The 15,889-nt window shown below is 60.9% G+C and carries 13 protein-coding genes and 1 pseudogene; 4 read left to right on the plus strand and 10 right to left on the minus strand.

Going from position 1 to position 15,889, the window contains the following annotated elements; genetic code table 11:
* Positions 1-9 precede the first annotated feature (9 nt).
* The 3 genes from EFQ99_RS01530 to EFQ99_RS01540 all read left to right on the plus strand — a co-directional run bounded on the left by EFQ99_RS01530 (position 10) and on the right by EFQ99_RS01540 (position 3,415).
* Positions 10-1,380, plus strand: coding sequence for an MlaD family protein (locus tag EFQ99_RS01530; RefSeq protein ID WP_126918896.1), 1,371 nt, complete (start codon positions 10-12; stop codon positions 1,378-1,380).
* Between the two features lie 23 nt (positions 1,381-1,403).
* Entirely contained in the window at positions 1,404-2,015 is a 612-nt protein-coding gene (locus EFQ99_RS01535; RefSeq protein ID WP_126918897.1) for an ABC-type transport auxiliary lipoprotein family protein, read from the plus strand.
* 146 nt (positions 2,016-2,161) lie between these two features.
* Complete coding sequence (locus EFQ99_RS01540; protein ID WP_126918898.1) at positions 2,162-3,415, plus strand: sensor domain-containing diguanylate cyclase; 1,254 nt, start codon at positions 2,162-2,164, stop codon at positions 3,413-3,415.
* 13 nt (positions 3,416-3,428) lie between these two features.
* Here the strand turns inward: EFQ99_RS01540 and EFQ99_RS01545 are convergent, their stop codons facing one another.
* Complete coding sequence (locus tag EFQ99_RS01545) at positions 3,429-4,298, minus strand: D-alanyl-D-alanine carboxypeptidase family protein (RefSeq protein WP_126918899.1); 870 nt, start codon at positions 4,296-4,298, stop codon at positions 3,429-3,431.
* A gap of 372 nt (positions 4,299-4,670) precedes the next feature.
* On the opposite strand from EFQ99_RS01545, the gene EFQ99_RS01550 reads away from it, so the two are divergent.
* Complete coding sequence (locus tag EFQ99_RS01550; protein WP_126918900.1) at positions 4,671-5,420, plus strand: aminoacyl--tRNA ligase-related protein; 750 nt, start codon at positions 4,671-4,673, stop codon at positions 5,418-5,420.
* A gap of 195 nt (positions 5,421-5,615) precedes the next feature.
* Here the strand turns inward: EFQ99_RS01550 and EFQ99_RS01555 are convergent.
* The 9 genes and pseudogenes from EFQ99_RS01555 to EFQ99_RS01595 all read right to left on the minus strand — a co-directional run.
* A pseudogene (locus EFQ99_RS01555) lies at positions 5,616-5,792 on the minus strand (P1 family peptidase); the annotation flags it as partial.
* A gap of 129 nt (positions 5,793-5,921) precedes the next feature.
* On the minus strand, positions 5,922-6,116 hold the full coding sequence (locus tag EFQ99_RS01560) for a hypothetical protein (RefSeq protein ID WP_008525170.1): 195 nt from the start codon (positions 6,114-6,116) through the stop codon (positions 5,922-5,924).
* Between the two features lie 519 nt (positions 6,117-6,635).
* Positions 6,636-9,563 (minus strand): aminotransferase, encoded by a 2,928-nt coding sequence (locus EFQ99_RS01565; RefSeq protein ID WP_126918901.1) that lies wholly within the window; start codon positions 9,561-9,563, stop codon positions 6,636-6,638.
* A gap of 117 nt (positions 9,564-9,680) precedes the next feature.
* Positions 9,681-10,565 (minus strand): formyltetrahydrofolate deformylase, encoded by an 885-nt coding sequence (purU, locus tag EFQ99_RS01570; protein ID WP_126918902.1) that lies wholly within the window; start codon positions 10,563-10,565, stop codon positions 9,681-9,683.
* Between the two features lie 98 nt (positions 10,566-10,663).
* Entirely contained in the window at positions 10,664-11,971 is a 1,308-nt protein-coding gene (gene glnT / locus EFQ99_RS01575) for a type III glutamate--ammonia ligase (protein WP_126918903.1), read from the minus strand.
* 80 nt (positions 11,972-12,051) lie between these two features.
* Positions 12,052-13,380, minus strand: a complete 1,329-nt coding sequence (locus tag EFQ99_RS01580; protein WP_088683612.1) for an FMN-binding glutamate synthase family protein — start codon at positions 13,378-13,380, stop codon at positions 12,052-12,054.
* Between the two features lie 14 nt (positions 13,381-13,394).
* On the minus strand, positions 13,395-14,081 hold the full coding sequence (locus tag EFQ99_RS01585) for a GltB/FmdC/FwdC-like GXGXG domain-containing protein (protein ID WP_126918904.1): 687 nt from the start codon (positions 14,079-14,081) through the stop codon (positions 13,395-13,397).
* A gap of 57 nt (positions 14,082-14,138) precedes the next feature.
* Positions 14,139-15,044 carry a class II glutamine amidotransferase gene (locus EFQ99_RS01590; protein WP_126918905.1) on the minus strand — a complete coding sequence of 302 codons (906 nt, stop codon included), beginning with the start codon at positions 15,042-15,044 and terminating at the stop codon, positions 14,139-14,141.
* Positions 15,045-15,131: 87 nt separating this feature from the next.
* On the minus strand, positions 15,132-15,815 hold the full coding sequence (locus EFQ99_RS01595; protein WP_126918906.1) for a helix-turn-helix domain-containing protein: 684 nt from the start codon (positions 15,813-15,815) through the stop codon (positions 15,132-15,134).
* Positions 15,816-15,889 lie beyond the last annotated feature (74 nt).

Raw genomic sequence — 15,889 nt, forward strand, 5'->3', positions numbered from 1 at the left:
CCGGATAAGATGGAAACCAAAGCCAATTATACGATTGTCGGTTTTTTCACGCTGCTGGTGATCGCGGCGGCCTTCGGCTTCGTCTACTGGATGGCCGAATATGGCCGCGGCGGCCCGATGACGGAGCTGATCGTGCGCATTCCGGGCTCCGCCAACGGCCTCAGCGTCGGCTCGCCGGTGCGCTTCAACGGTATCCAGGTGGGCTCGGTGCAGACGCTGTCGATCGATGCCGACGATCCGCAATATTCGCTGGCTTTCACCCAGGTGCGCACCGATGCGCCGATCTATCCCTCGACCAAGGCTGCCCTTGAAATCCAGGGCCTGACGGGCGCTGCCTATATCGAACTGTCTGGCGGCCGCAAGGGCGAGGAAAGCATTCTCCAACATGCGATCGACAACGGCAAACGCGCCGTCATCGTCGCCGACCAGTCGAGCGTCACTAATCTTCTGGCGACCGCTGACAAGATCCTCGACCGCGCCAACGATGCGGTCGGCGATCTTCAGGGCTTCATCCAGGATTCGCGCGGGCCGCTGACCGAGACCTTCAAGAATGCCGAGACCTTCTCGGATGCGCTCGCCAAGAATTCCGACAATATCGATTCGTTCCTGCAGAGCGTCGGCGAACTCTCCAATACGGTGAAGGCAGTCTCCGGCCGTGTCGACTCGACGCTGCAGGCTGTGGAATCGCTGGTCAAAGCGGTGGACGCTGAGAAGATCAACAATATCGTCTCCAATGCCGAGAAGATCACCGCCAATGTCGCCGACGCTTCCGGCGACCTCAAGGGCGCGATCCAGAAGTTCGACGAGACGGCCACGACCTTCAACGATTTCGGCAAGCAGGCGCAGGCAACGCTCGACCGCGTCGACACGCTCGTCGCCCAGATCGACCCGGCCAAGATCAAGGGCTCGGTCGACGATATCTCGCAGGCGACCAAGGATGCGCGCGCCGCCGTCGCCTCGATCCGCGACGTCGCCAACACGGTTTCGGCACGCCAGAAAGATATCGACCAGACGATCCAGGACGTGTCGCAGCTTGCCAACAAGCTGAACTCGGCCTCGACCCGCATCGACGGCATTCTCATCAAGGTCGACGCGCTTCTCGGCACCGACAACACGCAGTCGCTGTTTACCGAGGCGCGCGATACGCTCGAATCGTTTAAGAAGGTCGCCGACAATCTGAATTCGCGCATCGGGCCGATTGCCGACAATCTGCAGAAGTTCTCGAGCGGCGGCCTGCGCGACGTACAGACGCTCGTCAACGATATGCGCGGAACCGTGAGCAATCTGAACGATACGATCACCAACTTCGACCGCAACCCGCAACGCCTGATCTTCGGCGGGGACACGGTGAAGCAGTATGACGGCCGGACGCGGCGCTAACAGGGGAAGTCAGAGGTAGCCTAATGGTCGCATCGCATCTGTTGTCGCGCCGTTCATGGATCAGGGGAACGGTGATCGCGCTGCCGCTGACAGCGCTGATCCTTTCCGGATGCGGCACGTCGGCCAAGAACGACACCTACGACCTGTCCGCCGCCGTGGACGGCGATGGACCTGCGGCCAAATCCCGCCAGATCCTGATCGCCGGCCCGACGGCGCTGAGGGCGCTCGACAGCGAGCAGATCGTCATCCGCGTGTCCTCCTCGGAAATACAGTATCTCTCGCGGGCGCAATGGGGAGACAAGCTGCCGCGCATGGTGCAGTCCAAGCTGGTGGAGGCCTTCGAGAACTCCGGCAAGCTCGGCGGTGTCGGCATGCCGGGGCAGGGACTGGCAATCGACTACCAGGTCGTCACCGATATCCGCTCCTTCGAGATCGACGCCTCCAAGGGAAACCAGGCGGTGGTCGAAATCTCTGCCAAGATCCTCAATGACCGGAACGGCTCGGTGCGCGCTCAGAAGGTGTTTAGCGCCATGGCGCCGGCTGGCGGCGGCAATGACGGCTTCGTCAAGGGGCTCGACCGCGCTTTCTCCACGGTCGCCTCCGAGATCGTCAGCTGGACGCTGCGCACAATCTGAACTCGAATTCCACGATCGCCGCGTTAATATCGAGGGTTGTCGAGTTTAAAAATATTTTACCCCGTGGCTGCGAGGCCGCCATCGTATTCAAATTCTTCATGAATTTGTGGAACCCATCATGGGGTCCCATTTCAGGAGAATGAGGCATGGTGGTTGCACGAGTATTCGGGAAATCGTCACCGGAGGCTATCCAGCGCGAAAATGATCGGCTGGCGGCGCTGCAGCAGTTCGATCTCCTCGACACGCCGAGGGATGAAGGCTTCGAGCGGATCGTGCGCCTGATAAAGCAGATCTTTTCCGTCGACATCGGCATCGTATCGCTGATCGATGCGCACCGGCAATGGTACAAGGCCTGTTCCGGCCTGTCAGCGGACGAGGTATCGCTCGAAGATACGTTCTGCCGCTGCGTGGTGGATTGTGACGAGCCTGTGATCGTGCAGGATGCCACCAAGGATTTTCGCTTTTTAAAACATCCTTCGGTGACGGGTGAAGAGCATATCCGCTTTTATGCCGGCGTGCCGCTCAGAACGAAGGCCGGGCATATGATCGGAACGGTATGCGCGATCGATCGTCTGCCGAGATCCTTCGGCAACAGAGACCTTGGCATTCTTGAAGAACTGGCGGGAGCGGCGATGGATCGCATCGAGCTCATGCAGTCTGCCGCCACCGACGGCCTGACCGAGGCGATGACGCGGCGCGCCTTCAAGCAGGAAGCCGATCAGCTGATTTCGCTCGCATTGCGGCACCAGCATGACCTGTCGTGCATCGTCTTCGATATCGATCATTTCAAGCAGGTGAACGACACGCATGGGCATGCCGCGGGCGACGAGGTTCTCAGGGCGGTCGCATCGATCTGCAGGTCCACCCTTCGCGTCGGCGATCTGTTTGGCCGTATCGGAGGCGAGGAATTCGCCATCGTGCTTCCGCATGTCGATCGGGACGGTGCGGTCGCGGTCGCCGAAAAGCTCCGGGCTGCCATCGCCTCTCAGCCCATTGTCGGCGATCATGGTGCTCTGAAAGTCACGGCCAGCCTCGGAACATCGGCTCTTTCGATCGTCAGCAAGGACATCGAGACGCTGCTCGCCCAGGCGGATGCGGCAATGTATCAGGCAAAGCACGGCGGGCGGAATCGTTGCGTATCGTGGAGCGCTATCCACGCCGATCACGCCATCGGCGCTCGACGGCGGGTGCTGAAGGCGGGTTCGATCATGTTCAACGAACGACGCTCGACAATCGACTGCACCGTCAAATCCATCGGTTCGGAGAGTGCCGGCCTTTCAGTCTCGAATACGACGGGCATCCCTCCCGAATTCATCCTCGCCATCAAGGGGGAAGGGTTCGAGACGAATTGCAGGGTGATCTCGCAAGACCGGCAACATCTGGAAGTGGCTTTCAGATAGGCCGGGACGGCGCTTATTTCGTAGGCTGAGTATCGGTCATCGTTGCTCCCGGCTGGCTGGCTGCTGTGGCGGTAGCTGATGTCGACGAGGGCAGATAGCTGTCCAGCAGGCCTGCCATCTTGTCGTCGCGGATGCTCGCGGTCTTTTCGCCCATGACGACACCGACCACGCGGCGGCCGTCCTTCAGGGCTGATGTCACGACATTATAGCCCGATGCATCGGTGTAACCGGTCTTGATGCCGTCGACCCCGTCATAGCGATACATAAGATTGTTGTGGCCGCGCAGCTTCATGCCGCGGAACTGGAAGCCGCGCATGGAGAAGAGTTTGAACTCCTCCGGGAAATCCCGCATCAGCGAAACGCCGAGGGTGGCCATATCACGCGCCGTGGTGACCTGCTCGGGATCGGGAAGGCCCGAAGGATTCCTGAAAACCGTATCCTTCATGCCGAGCTGATGCGCCTTGTCGGTCATCGCCTTGGCAAAGACGTCTTCGGAACCGCCGAGCTGTTCGGCGATTGCAACAGCCGCATCATTGGCGGAGAGCACGACAATCGATTCCACAGCTTCACGGAGCGTCACCTTGCGTCCGGCGCCGACGGCAAGCTTGAAGGGCTCCTTGCTCTCGGCATTTTCCGACATGGTGAGCTTCTGATCCCACGTCAGGCGCCCTTCATGGAGGGCCTGGAACGCGAGATAGAGCGTCATCATCTTGGTCAGCGAGGCAGGATAGTTCAGCTCGTCCTGATTGGAGGCTTCAAGGACCTGGCCGGACTGCACATCCACGACGAAACTTGCCTGGCCCGCCGCAGCCAGCGTGAAACCGCCGAGCAGGAAGGCGGATGAGAGGGCGGCGGCAAGCAGCCTGGGTGTCGTCTTGGTCATCAATGTTGCTGTCTCTATCGTTTGGATGGTCGAATGAGCCGTTCACTTGATTGTAGCGCATCGAGAAGGTTTGTGACGAAAAGAAGGACAGGGGGCAATAAAAACAGATCATCCACAGCCGATTGCTTTTGTCCCATCTTCTTCGGTTTTGACAATGATGTGCGGTGCACGTAGAGAATTCATCATGAGCATGAAGCGCGCGCCCTTCTCCCGTCCCATCAGCACCTGCTTGCAGGCTGCGGTCGTGCGCGCTCTTGGCGGACGAGGTCTCTGCGTCCTGCTGTGACGTGCGGGCGCTGTCAGCGTCCGGCGCGCTGCTGGACGTAAAGCCCCTTCACCACGCCAATCAAGGTTGCCAGGGAGACAGGCACCGTGCTCAATCTTTATCATGTCAATTCGCTCGTCCATTGGGAGGAGCGCGAAATCCATCTGCGCGATCATATGATCAGCTTCTTCTCCGAAGAGATCCGCAGCTTTCTCAGATCCGTCAATCCGGCCTGGGATGTCAGAAGGGTCGAGGCGCCGGCGCTGATGCCGCGGGCTTTGGTTTCAAGCGCCTATTCCAATGCAGACATCTGGGTCCAGGAGCAGCTTTCGGCCGGCGATACCGCGCTGGTGCTGAGGCCGGAGACCACGCCGTCGACCTATGTCTATATGCAGCATATTCTCGGAAATCACTCGAAGACGCGGCTGCCGCTCTGCGTCTGGCAGGCGGGCAGGTCCTATCGACGCGAGCAGGAGCAGCCGACGAAACACATGCGGCTGAAGGAATTCTGGCAGCTCGAATTCCAATGCGCCTTCACGGCCGATAGCGGCAACGACTATCACGCAGCCTGCCTAGAGCCGGTGCGCCGCATGATCGCGTCGCTGATCTATTTGCCGACCCGGGTCGTGCCATCGGACAGGCTGCCTGCCTATTCCGAGGTGACGATGGATATCGAAGTCGACAATGGCGACAAGTGGATGGAGGTTTGCTCGATCTCGCGGCGGACGGATTTTCCGCAGCGCTACCGCTCTCAGCCCAAGAAGGGAGCGGCCATCGATCACGACGTCCTCGTGCTCGAAATCGCCATTGGTCTCGACCGCTGCGTTTACAATTGGGGCATAGCGGCCGATCGGTAGGGTGGGAAATCGGGGCCGCATTGCGGTCTCGATTTTCGCCGCTACAGTTGTTCACGAATTTCCGCAGCACTTTGAATTGCTGCATAATTCCGATTCAAGAAATTATACAGTAGGAGACAGCGTTATGCTGCGAGAGGTGGGATTTCTATGATGCGCTCGGCAATGGTTTTGGTCGTTGGCATATGTGTACTCGGTTGACGGGTCGAGCAGGCTCGTATCACGCCCGCCCGGCGCGCCCCCGAGCACCGTACCGGAGGCGACGGCCGGTTCGTCGAAGACGATTGCGGTGACGCCGGAACCGAGCACGAGGTCGGTGGCATGGCCGACGGAAACGCCTTCGATGTCGGTGAGCATATTGAGAAGATCGGGCAAGGGCTGATCCTGGTGGCGGCAAGCCGGCCGATAGGACTGCAATTGCCCTCAAAAAACAAGACCGGCCCCTGTGGCAGGACCGGTCGAACATCGGGAAAAGCCGCGAAAGTCGGGGGCGGCCTCATGCCGTCAGGCATGAAGCGGCTTCGGATGACGGCGGGTCATCAGGTCATGGATGGCCAGCCGCACCTCGTCGGGCGAACGGAAACGCTGCTCGTCGAGGTCGTGAACATGGAATTTCACGGCGATGAACTTCAGCCGGTCTTCATCGGGAATGACGATCCCAACGGGAACGCCTGCATATTCGATAACTTGCTTCTTCATAGATAGAACTCCTGCCGCGCGACATGCACAGCCATGGCGAATTGACTTGTCTGGTACCGTTGAAAGGAGGACGAACGTCACATTCGACAGTTCGGGCGGGAGAGGGCGCCCGGACGGTCATTGCCAAGCACAGATCGCCCAAGGAGATCGGCGAGAATATCGATGTCTGTCATGTCTCGTTCCTTGCGTTGGCGTTGCGCTTGAAGGGTCCCGGAAAAGCCCGGGGCCGGTGATGGCTGTCTTCAATATCTACTAACTTAGTAGAGATTACCCGATAGCCTGTCAGAAACATATTCCGAAACGTGTCAAAATATCGACGATCCGAAAAAATTCATTCCGTCTCAGCCGAACTTGCAGAAAGAAACATATCAGCTCTTCGTAAAATTCGCATGACAGAATCACAATCGATCGATCATCGCGGCAGAGATAGGAAGCTCGCCTGATTCAGGCAATAGGCCTCATCATCAAAAATCGAAATGCCGCGAAATGACCGATTTAGTTAACGCCGCAAGTCCTGCTTCACCAGCCTTCGTCAAGCACCTTTTCCAGCATGTCGGCGAAGAAATCCGCACTTTCGATGCTGAGGCAGAGCGGCGGTTTGATCTTCAGCACATTTTGGTGATCGCCGGTCGGCTGCATGATGACGCCGAGTTCGAGAAGCCGGTCGCAGATCGCAGCCGTCTCTTCCGTCGCCGGCGTGAGCGTCGTTCTGTCGCGGACGAATTCGAGGCCGAGATAAAGCCCCATGCCGTGTACGGCGCCGGCGATCGGATGGCGGTCGATCAGCGCCGCAAGCCGCGCTTTCAGATGATCGCCGACCGTCCGGGCATTTTCCTGCAACTTTTCCTCGGCCATGATGTCGAGCACCGTCATGCCGGCGATGCAGCTGACCGGGCTGCCGCCGGTGGAGGAAAAGAACGTGCCCTCCTTCTGCAGCGATTGTGCGATCTCGCGCGTGGTGATGACGGCGCCGAGCGGATGGCCGTTGCCCATGCCCTTGGCGACGGTGATGATATCGGGCACGACCCCTTGCTGCTCAAAGCCCCAGAAATAATGCCCGAGCCTGCCATAACCGACCTGCACTTCATCGGCGATGCATAGGCCGCCGCGGGCGCGCACCTGTGCGTAAATCTCCCTGAGATAACCTTCCGGCAGCGGAATGCCGCCGGCATTGCCGTAGACTGATTCGCAGATGAAGCCGGCAAGGCCTTTGCCGCCGGCGTCAATCGCTTCCAGCACCGGCGCAGCAGCGTCGAGATAGCTCACCGCCGTATCGGGGCCGCGGAACTCGCCGCGATAGGTATTCGGCGACACGACGGCGTGCACCCAATCCGGCCGGGTGCTCAGCGCCCGCGGATTGTCGGCGATCGAGGTGGAGACGGCGTCACTCGCCGCCGACCAGCCATGATAGGCCTCGAGCAGGCAGAGCATGTTGCGCGCGCCGCTATGGGCCTGCGCCAGCCGGATTGCCAGATCGTTCGCCTCCGAGCCGCTGTTGACGAGGAAGACCGCGTCGAGCCCGTCCGGCGCGAGCGCCGCGAGACGTTCGGAAAACTCGGTGATCACGGCATAGTGAAAACGGGAATTGGTGTTGAGCCGCAGCCATTGCGCGTTGACCGCCGCCGCGAGTCTCGGATGCCCATGGCCGAGAATGGTCACGTTGTTGACCATGTCGAGATAGGCGCGGCCCTCGACATCGAACAAATGCTCCCTCCAACCACGTTCGATCTGAGGCGGGGCCGCGTAATAGTTCTTCTGCGGCGCCGCGAGATGCGCCTGTCGCCTGGCGAACAACTCGGCAGTCGCCGGCTGCGGCGCATCTGCATCCCGGCCGAGAAGCGGAGAGGGCGAGGGGCAGAGCACCAACCAGGCCGCCGCCTCGCGCGGCGTGGCAAAGAGCGGCGGCTCGAGGCCTGCGATGCTGCAAAGCTGCACCCGTAACCCGCCGAGCGAGGATGCTTCGCCGAAAACCGCACCGAGCGGATCGCCGGCGGCGACCTCGGCCCCATCCTCGATCGCAGCGTGGAGCCCGTCGAGATGCAAGGTCATGTTTTCGCCGGCGAGTGTCAGATGCTGATCCTTCCAACCAATGCGGCCGGCAAAGGGGGCGGTAATCGCGCTTCCCGCGGCAAGGCATATGTCGACATGCAGGGCGCAGGTCGCCTGCGCCTTGGCGGTGCCGAGGCCGGCGCGGGAAAGGCGATATTCACCGTAGCGCGTCGCCGCCGTGCCGTTTTCGCTTGCGGCACGCGCAAGCAGCCGCCAGTCCATGTCGGCATTCAGCCAGTTGCCGGCGGAAAAATGTGGGCTTCGCACCCCGAGATCGACATAGGCGATCCCGTCTGGATCGATGTCGGGCAGCAACGGCAGCCATCCCGATGTTTCCGGAGCGGCGACATCGGCGCCCGCCGCCTTGAGGATCGCCGCTTCCATGAGTTCGAAGGGGACGGACATCGCCGTATCGAAGATCGCCCACTCGTGGTGGAGATTGCCGCGGACGTAGTCATTCTCGGGATCGATCGAAATCTGCTGCTCGCTGCTGGCGACGAGAATGACCGCGCGGGCGACGACCAATGGCCAGAGCGCCTTCAATTCCTCGTCCGTCAGCGGATAGATCGCCTGATAGGCGGTGACGGCGGGCAGGATGTGAAAAGGGTCGCCGTCGGCCTGATGCAGCAGCGAAGCGCATGTGACGGCGAGGTCGCCGACCAGCCAGCCGCGAATGATGTCGCCGAAATCGATCACCCCGTCGGGGAGCGTGTGGCCATGGGCGTCGCGATGGCCGACGACATTGTCGCCGGTGACGTCGTGATGCACGGCCTGCAGCCGAAGCGACGGCGCTAGGGGCTGGATGCGGCGAACGGCCATCACCATGGTCTTGGCGATGCGGTCGCGCGCGGCGCTATCGGTGATGGCGGAAAGCAGCTGCACGGCGACCGGTCCGGCGCGCCGAAGATCCCATTGCAGGCTGCGGTCGAGACCGGGATGGTTGAAATCGGCAAGCGCCTGCGCCAGCCTTGCGCAAAGCGCGCCGAGCGCTGCGACCGAAGCCGGCGCCACATATCTCAGTTCCGCCAGCCCTCGGCCTTCGAGATATCGCAGCAATCGGACCTGATAGCCCTGCCCGCGCACGGTTAGGACGACGATCTCCCGCCCTTCATTGGTGGCGATCACATCCGGGACACGCGGCGCGTCCTGCTTACTTTTCAGGTGATGAATCGCCGCATTCTGCGCTTCGAGTTCCCGGGTCTCGTAGGCGGCATGGCAGATCTTCAGGACATAGCGGCCGCGATCGGTGTCGACGCGATAGTTTCGATCCTGCTGGCTGCCGAGTTCGGTGAGCGTGCCGGATAGGCTGTAATGGGCAAGGAGAATCTCTTCCGCGTCCGCGACGGTGACGTCGGGACGCGGCAGCGCCATGCGATCAACAAGCGCCTCGTCGGTCATGACACCCCCCGCAGCATGATTCGATTATCTATTGGACGCGATAATCAAGTACTTGCCGCTGGCAGGCAACGGGAGATTGTCATGCGCCAGCAAAAGAGATGCGAGGTCGGGCCGCGCTCAACCCATGCGTTCGGATGCGTAGCTTCCGGGGCTTGCCGGGAAGACCACGGTGCGGTTGCCGTTGATGAAGGTGCGGTGATGGATATGGGCGTGGATGGCACGCGCCAGCACCTGGCTTTCGACGTCGCGGCCGATCGAGACATAGTCGTCGGGCGACTGCGCATGGGTGATGCGCGCCGTGTCCTGCTCGATGATCGGGCCTTCGTCGAGATCGGCGGTGACATAATGCGCCGTCGCCCCGATCAGCTTGACGCCGCGGCCGTAGGCCTGCTTGTAGGGGTTGGCGCCCTTGAAGCTCGGCAGGAAGGAATGGTGGATGTTGATGATTTTGCCCGACATCTTCTGGCACATCTCGTCCGACAGGATCTGCATGTAGCGGGCGAGCACGATCAGTTCGGTACCGGTCTGCTCGGCGACTTCCATGATGCGGGCCTCGGCCTGCACCTTGTTGGCCTTGGTGACCGGGATGTGGTGGAACGGGATGTCGTGGTTGACCACGACCTTCTGGTAGTCGAAATGGTTGGAGACGACGCCGACGATGTCGATCGGCAATGCGCCGATCTTCCAGCGGTAGAGCAGGTCGTTGAGACAATGGCCGAAGCGCGACACCATCAGCAGCACCTTCATGCGCTTTTCGCTGTCGTGGAATTCGTAATCCATTTCGAAGGGGGCGGCGACGGCTGAAAAATCAGCACCGATCTCGGCGCCGGAAAGGCCTTCTTCGGAAATGAAGCTGACGCGCATGAAGAACTTGCCGGTATCGAGATCGTCGAACTGCGAACTGTCGATGATGTTGCAGCCCTTGTCGGCCAGATAGCTCGAAATCGCCGCCACGATGCCGCGCGTCGATTTGCAGGATACGGTGAGTACGAAGTTCTTCATGCTGTCTCTTCCTTGGCCCTTTTAGGTGCAGAGAATCCGATCACGCCGGGAGCTGTCCAACCCGGCATGTCGGTTGTCGAAGACATCGGTCCGGGCGCTCAGATATCCAGCGTGCTGTCGCGTTCCCACTGGGTGAAATGCGAGCAATAGGCATTCCATTCCCGATGCTTGAGCTTGAGATAGGCGGCGGAAAACTCGGCTCCGATCGCCGCCTTCAAGCCCTCGTCGGCATCATAGGCGCGCAGCGCGTCAAGCAGGTTGAGTGGCAGGCGCGGCGCGTCCTTCACCAGGTGGCCCTCGGCGTACATGTCGATATCGTAATGGCGGCCGGGATCCGCCTGGCTGCGGATGCCGTCGAGGCCGGCCGCGATGATGATCGCCTGTAGCAGGTAGGGGTTGACCGCACCGTCCGGTAGGCGCAGCTCGAAGCGTCCCGGCCCCGGCACGCGCACCATGTGGGTGCGGTTGTTGCCCGTCCACGTCACGGTGTTTGGTGACCAGGTGGCGCCCGATGTGGTGCGCGGCGCATTGATGCGCTTGTAGGAATTGACCGTCGGGTTGGTGATCGCGGCCAGCGCCGAGGCGTGCTTCATGATGCCGCCGAGGAAGGTTTTACCCTGAGCGGAGAGCCCGAAGGCCATTTCCTTGTCTGCGAAGGCGTTGACCTTGCCATCGATGTCCCAGACCGAAATATGGGCATGGCACCCGTTTCCGGTCAGGCCTTTGAACGGCTTCGGCATGAAGGTGGCGCGAAGGCCGTGCTTTTCGGCGACCGACTTGACCATGAACTTGAAGAAGGAGTGCTTGTCCGCCGTCTTCAGAACATCGTCATATTCCCAGTTCATCTCGAACTGGCCGTTCGCGTCCTCGTGGTCGTTCTGATAGGGCTTCCAGCCGAGTTCGAGCATGTAGTCGCAGATCTCGGCGATCACGTCATACCGACGCATCACCGCCTGCTGATCGTAGCAAGGCTTCTCGGCGGTATCGAACTGGTCTGAAATCACCGAACCATCAGCGGAGATCAGAAAGAATTCGGGCTCGACGCCGGTTTTCACCCGGAGCCCTTCTTTCGCAGCTTCGGCGACCAGTCGTTTCAGCACCACACGCGGTGCCTGTTCGACAGGTTGGTCGTCCATGACGCAGTCGGCCGCGACCCACGCGACGTCTTTCTTCCAGGGTAGCTGGATGACGGAGGAAGCATCGGGAACCGCAAACAGGTCCGGGTGGGCAGGCGTCAGATCGAGCCAGGTTGCAAAGCCCGCAAAGCCCGCGCCATCTTTCTGCATGTCGGCGATGGCTTCGGCGGGAACCAGCTTGGCGCGTTGGCCGCCGAACAGGTCGGTATAGCTGATCATGAAATATTTGATGCCTTTGTCTCTGGCAAAAGCAGCAAGGTCCAGTGTCATTCTCGTTCCCCTTTGGATTTCTTGGAGACACTTTGGTTATGGATATGAAACGGCCGGGACGCTTGCCCGGCCGGTAGAAATCAGAAGCCTCCCTTGCCGGGAATCCAGTTGGTGCCGGCAAGCGGCACCTGCGCCATGGCCGATGCCTCGATCGTCAGTGCGACGAGGTCTTCCGGCTCGAGGTTGTGCAGGTGGTTCTTGCCGCAGGCACGCGCGATGGTCTGGGCCTCCAGCGTCATGACCTTGAGGTAGTTGGCGAGGCGGCGGCCGGCCGCAACCGGGTCGAGGCGTTTTGCAAGCTCCGGATCCTGGGTGGTGATGCCGGCCGGATCCTTGCCTTCATGCCAATCGTCATAGGCGCCGGCAGTGGTGCCGAGCTTCTGATATTCCTCTTCCCAGTGCGGATCGTTATCGCCGATGGCGACGAGCGCCGCCGTGCCGATCGCCACCGCATCGGCGCCGAGCGCCAGCGCCTTGGCAACGTCGGCACCGGAGCGGATGCCGCCGGAAACAATGAGCTGCACCTTTCGATGCATGCCGAGGTCCTGCAGCGCCTGGACAGCCGGACGAATGCAGGCGAGTGTTGGCATGCCGACATTCTCGATGAAGACGTCCTGCGTTGCCGCCGTGCCGCCCTGCATGCCGTCGAGCACGACGACGTCAGCACCTGCTTTCACGGCAAGAGCGGTGTCGTAATACGGACGCGCGCCGCCGACCTTGACGTAGATCGGCTTTTCCCAGTCGGTGATCTCGCGCAGTTCCATGATCTTGATTTCCAGATCATCGGGGCCGGTCCAATCAGGATGGCGGCAGGCAGAGCGCTGGTCGATACCCTTTGGCAGGTTGCGCATATTGGCGACGCGGTCGGAGATCTTCTGGCCGAGCAGCATGCCACCGCCGCCGGGTTTGGCGCCCTGGCCGACGACGACTTCGATCGCGTCGGCGCGGCGCAGGTCCTTCGGATTCATGCCGTAGCGGGAGGGCAGATATTGGTAGACCAGCGTTTGCGAATGGCCGCGTTCCTCATCCGTCATGCCGCCGTCGCCTGTCGTGGTCGATGTGCCAGCGATCGTGGCGCCGCGACCGAGCGCTTCCTTGGCATTGCCGGAAAGCGCGCCAAAGCTCATGCCGGCAATGGTGATCGGCGTCTTCAGCGTGATGGGTTTCTTGGCAAAACGTGAGCCGAGCACCACTGTCGTGTCGCACTTCTCGCGGTAGCCTTCGAGCGGATAACGCGAGATCGAGGCGCCGAGAAACAGCAGATCGTCGAAATGCGGAACCTTGCGCTTGGTGCCGGCGCCGCGGATGTCATAGATACCGGTCGCGGCCGCGCGGCGGATTTCGGCGAGCGTATAGTCATCGAAGGTCGCGGACTTGCGTGGCGGGGTATAAGGGTTGTGATAGCTCATAGGGTTCCCTCGCCTCAGTACGCGTCGGCGTTGTCGATGTTGAAATTGTAGAGCTTGCGGGCGGAGCCATAGCGCTTGAACTCTTCGGGCCTGACGCCCGTGACCCCAGCGCGCTCGAGCAGTTCGGCTAGCTTGTCCAGATGTTCCGGCCGCATCTCTTTCTCGATGCAGTCGGAGCCAAGGCTCTTCACCTCGCCGCGGACGAACAGCTTGGCCTCGTAGAGCGAATCTCCCAGCGCATCGCCGGCGTCGCCTAGCACGACGAGATGGCCGGACTGGCCCATGAAGGCCGACATGTGGCCGATGCTGCCATGAACGACGATGTCGATCCCCTTCATCGAAATGCCGCAGCGCGACGCCGCATTGCCCTTGATGACGAGCAGGCCGCCTCGGCCGGTGGCGCCGGCATACTGGCTGGCGTCGCCCTCGATGACGACGGTGCCGGACATCATGTTTTCGGCAACGCCCGGACCGGCCGAACCATGAACCGTCACCCTGCCGCCGTCATTCATGCCGGCGCAGTAATAGCCAACCGATCCTCTGACGGCGACCGTAACGGGGCTGTCGATGCCAACGGCAACGGCATGGCTGCCGCGCGGGTTGATGACTTCGAATTCAGTGTCGTTGGCACCTTTGGAAAGGGCGTGCAGCGCGCTGTTCAGTTCGCGAAGAGGCGTGCTGGAAAGATCGAATGTGGGCATTTATTCCTCGTTGGTCCGAGAGGCGGTCTGAGCTGGCTTCTGCTTTTCAGGCGTCCCTCAGGCGGCTTTGTCGTGATCCCAGAAGTAGACGGTTGCCGGCTCCGGCTCCCAGACGCGAGCATTCTCGATGCCCGGAAGGTTGACCAGCGCACGGTATTCCGAACCGAAGGCGACATACTGGTCCGTCTCGGCCATGACGGCGGGCTTGCAAGCGATAGGGTCGCGCACCACGCCGAAGCCGGACTTGGTACCGACAACGAAGGTGAAGAAACCGTCGAGATCGTCGAGGGCGCCCGTCAGCGCCTGGCCGAGATCCTTGCCTTTGGCCATTTCGGCCGTGAGATAGGCGGCGGCGACTTCGGAATCGTTCTGTGTCTCGAAGGTCATGCCTTCGCGGACCAGCTCGCGGCGCAGGTTGTTGTGGTTGGACAGCGAGCCATTGTGCACGAGGCACTGGTCGGCGCCGGTCGAGAATGGATGGGCCCCGAGCGTGGTGACCGCGGATTCGGTTGCCATGCGGGTATGGCCGATGCCATGGGTTCCCTTCATCGAGCGGACGCCGAACCGGGCAACGACGTCTTTCGGAAGACCGATCTCCTTGTAGATTTCGACGCTTTCACCCGATCCCATGATACGGACTGCCGGGCGGATTTCTTCGAGCGCCTTGCGCACATTATCAAGCTTGGAGGCTTCCAACTCGACGACCGCGTGCGTGCTCTTGACCCACACGTGGGCTCTGATGCCGCCCTTCTCGAGGTCAGCCGCGAGGCCTTCGAAATCCACGCCTGGATTGCCGGACTGGATGGTGATTTTTGCCTTGCCCTCGGCAGACCCCCCATAGATGGCGATGCCGGCCGAGTCCGGTCCGCGATCCGTCATGGTTATCAGCATATCCGAGAGCAGGTTTCCCAGCTGGGACTCAAGGCTCTTGTCCTTGAGGAACAGTCCAACAATGCCGCACATAGCCGCGCTCCTTTCGTGTTGAGAAAGGACTAGCAGGTCTGTTTATCGACATCAACTGGGAGGAATAAACTTTTCTTCTAAGGCAAGTCAGCCCTTGGAGCTCTGCTGGGGATAACTGATGATCGAGAGGTACTTGCTCGGCAGCTTCATAAGCTGCTCCGGCCCATGTGGCGCATCGGCATCGAAGAACAGGCTGTCGCCCGGCTGCATCTGGAAAAGCTGGTCGCCGTGGCGGTAAATGACCTCGCCCTCGAGCATATAGAGAAACTCCATTCCCTCGTGCTGGAAGGTCGGGAAGATGTCGGAATCGGCGGTCAGCGTGATGAGATAGGGCTCGACGATGACACCGCTGGTATTGTTGTCGATATGGCCGAGCAGATTATATTGATGGCCGGCGCGCGTGCCGCGCCGTTCGAGCTCGACCCCCTGCCCCGCCTTGACGAAGACGGCATTGCGCGCCTCCTCAAAGCGGCGGAAGAAGGCTGTCAGCGGCACGCCGAGCGCCCGCGACAGCGATTGCAGCGTCGTCAGCGACGGCGAAATATTGCCGTTCTCGATCTTCGACAGCATGCCGAGCGAAATGCCGGTCGCGGCCGCCAGATCGGTCACCGTGATCCCGAGCTTCTTGCGGTAGGCGCGCACCTCATGGCCGATCGCCATTTCGAGGTTGTTTTCCTTCGGCTCCCGGACGGCGTGCGGGTCCTGGGAAAAAGGTGCGCGTCCACCGGGCGCGTGTTCCTGCTTCTCTGCTGCTTCACCCTTGGTTTTCATCAATTTTCCCCTGACGCCCCATCGTATGTTCACGGGGCGATGCTATCGTCATAGTGAAATTTCCTCAACCGTGA

The sequence above is a fragment of the Rhizobium vallis genome (genome assembly GCF_003985155.1).
In the GTDB taxonomy this organism is placed as follows: domain Bacteria; phylum Pseudomonadota; class Alphaproteobacteria; order Rhizobiales; family Rhizobiaceae; genus Rhizobium; species Rhizobium vallis.

Excerpts from the sequence above, each read along its gene's own strand:
- EFQ99_RS01530 (WP_126918896.1), top strand. The coding sequence starts at position 10 with ATGGAAACCAAAGCCAATTATACGATTGTCGGTTTTTTCACGCTGCTG.
- EFQ99_RS01535 (WP_126918897.1), top strand. The coding sequence starts at position 1,404 with ATGGTCGCATCGCATCTGTTGTCGCGCCGTTCATGGATCAGGGGAACG.
- EFQ99_RS01540 (WP_126918898.1), top strand. The coding sequence starts at position 2,162 with ATGGTGGTTGCACGAGTATTCGGGAAATCGTCACCGGAGGCTATCCAG.
- EFQ99_RS01545 (WP_126918899.1), bottom strand. The coding sequence starts at position 4,298 with ATGACCAAGACGACACCCAGGCTGCTTGCCGCCGCCCTCTCATCCGCC.
- EFQ99_RS01560 (WP_008525170.1), bottom strand. The coding sequence starts at position 6,116 with ATGAAGAAGCAAGTTATCGAATATGCAGGCGTTCCCGTTGGGATCGTC.
- EFQ99_RS01565 (WP_126918901.1), bottom strand. The coding sequence starts at position 9,563 with ATGACCGACGAGGCGCTTGTTGATCGCATGGCGCTGCCGCGTCCCGAC.
- purU (WP_126918902.1), bottom strand. The coding sequence starts at position 10,565 with ATGAAGAACTTCGTACTCACCGTATCCTGCAAATCGACGCGCGGCATC.
- glnT (WP_126918903.1), bottom strand. The coding sequence starts at position 11,971 with ATGACACTGGACCTTGCTGCTTTTGCCAGAGACAAAGGCATCAAATAT.
- EFQ99_RS01580 (WP_088683612.1), bottom strand. The coding sequence starts at position 13,380 with ATGAGCTATCACAACCCTTATACCCCGCCACGCAAGTCCGCGACCTTC.
- EFQ99_RS01585 (WP_126918904.1), bottom strand. The coding sequence starts at position 14,081 with ATGCCCACATTCGATCTTTCCAGCACGCCTCTTCGCGAACTGAACAGC.
- EFQ99_RS01590 (WP_126918905.1), bottom strand. The coding sequence starts at position 15,044 with ATGTGCGGCATTGTTGGACTGTTCCTCAAGGACAAGAGCCTTGAGTCC.
- EFQ99_RS01595 (WP_126918906.1), bottom strand. The coding sequence starts at position 15,815 with ATGAAAACCAAGGGTGAAGCAGCAGAGAAGCAGGAACACGCGCCCGGT.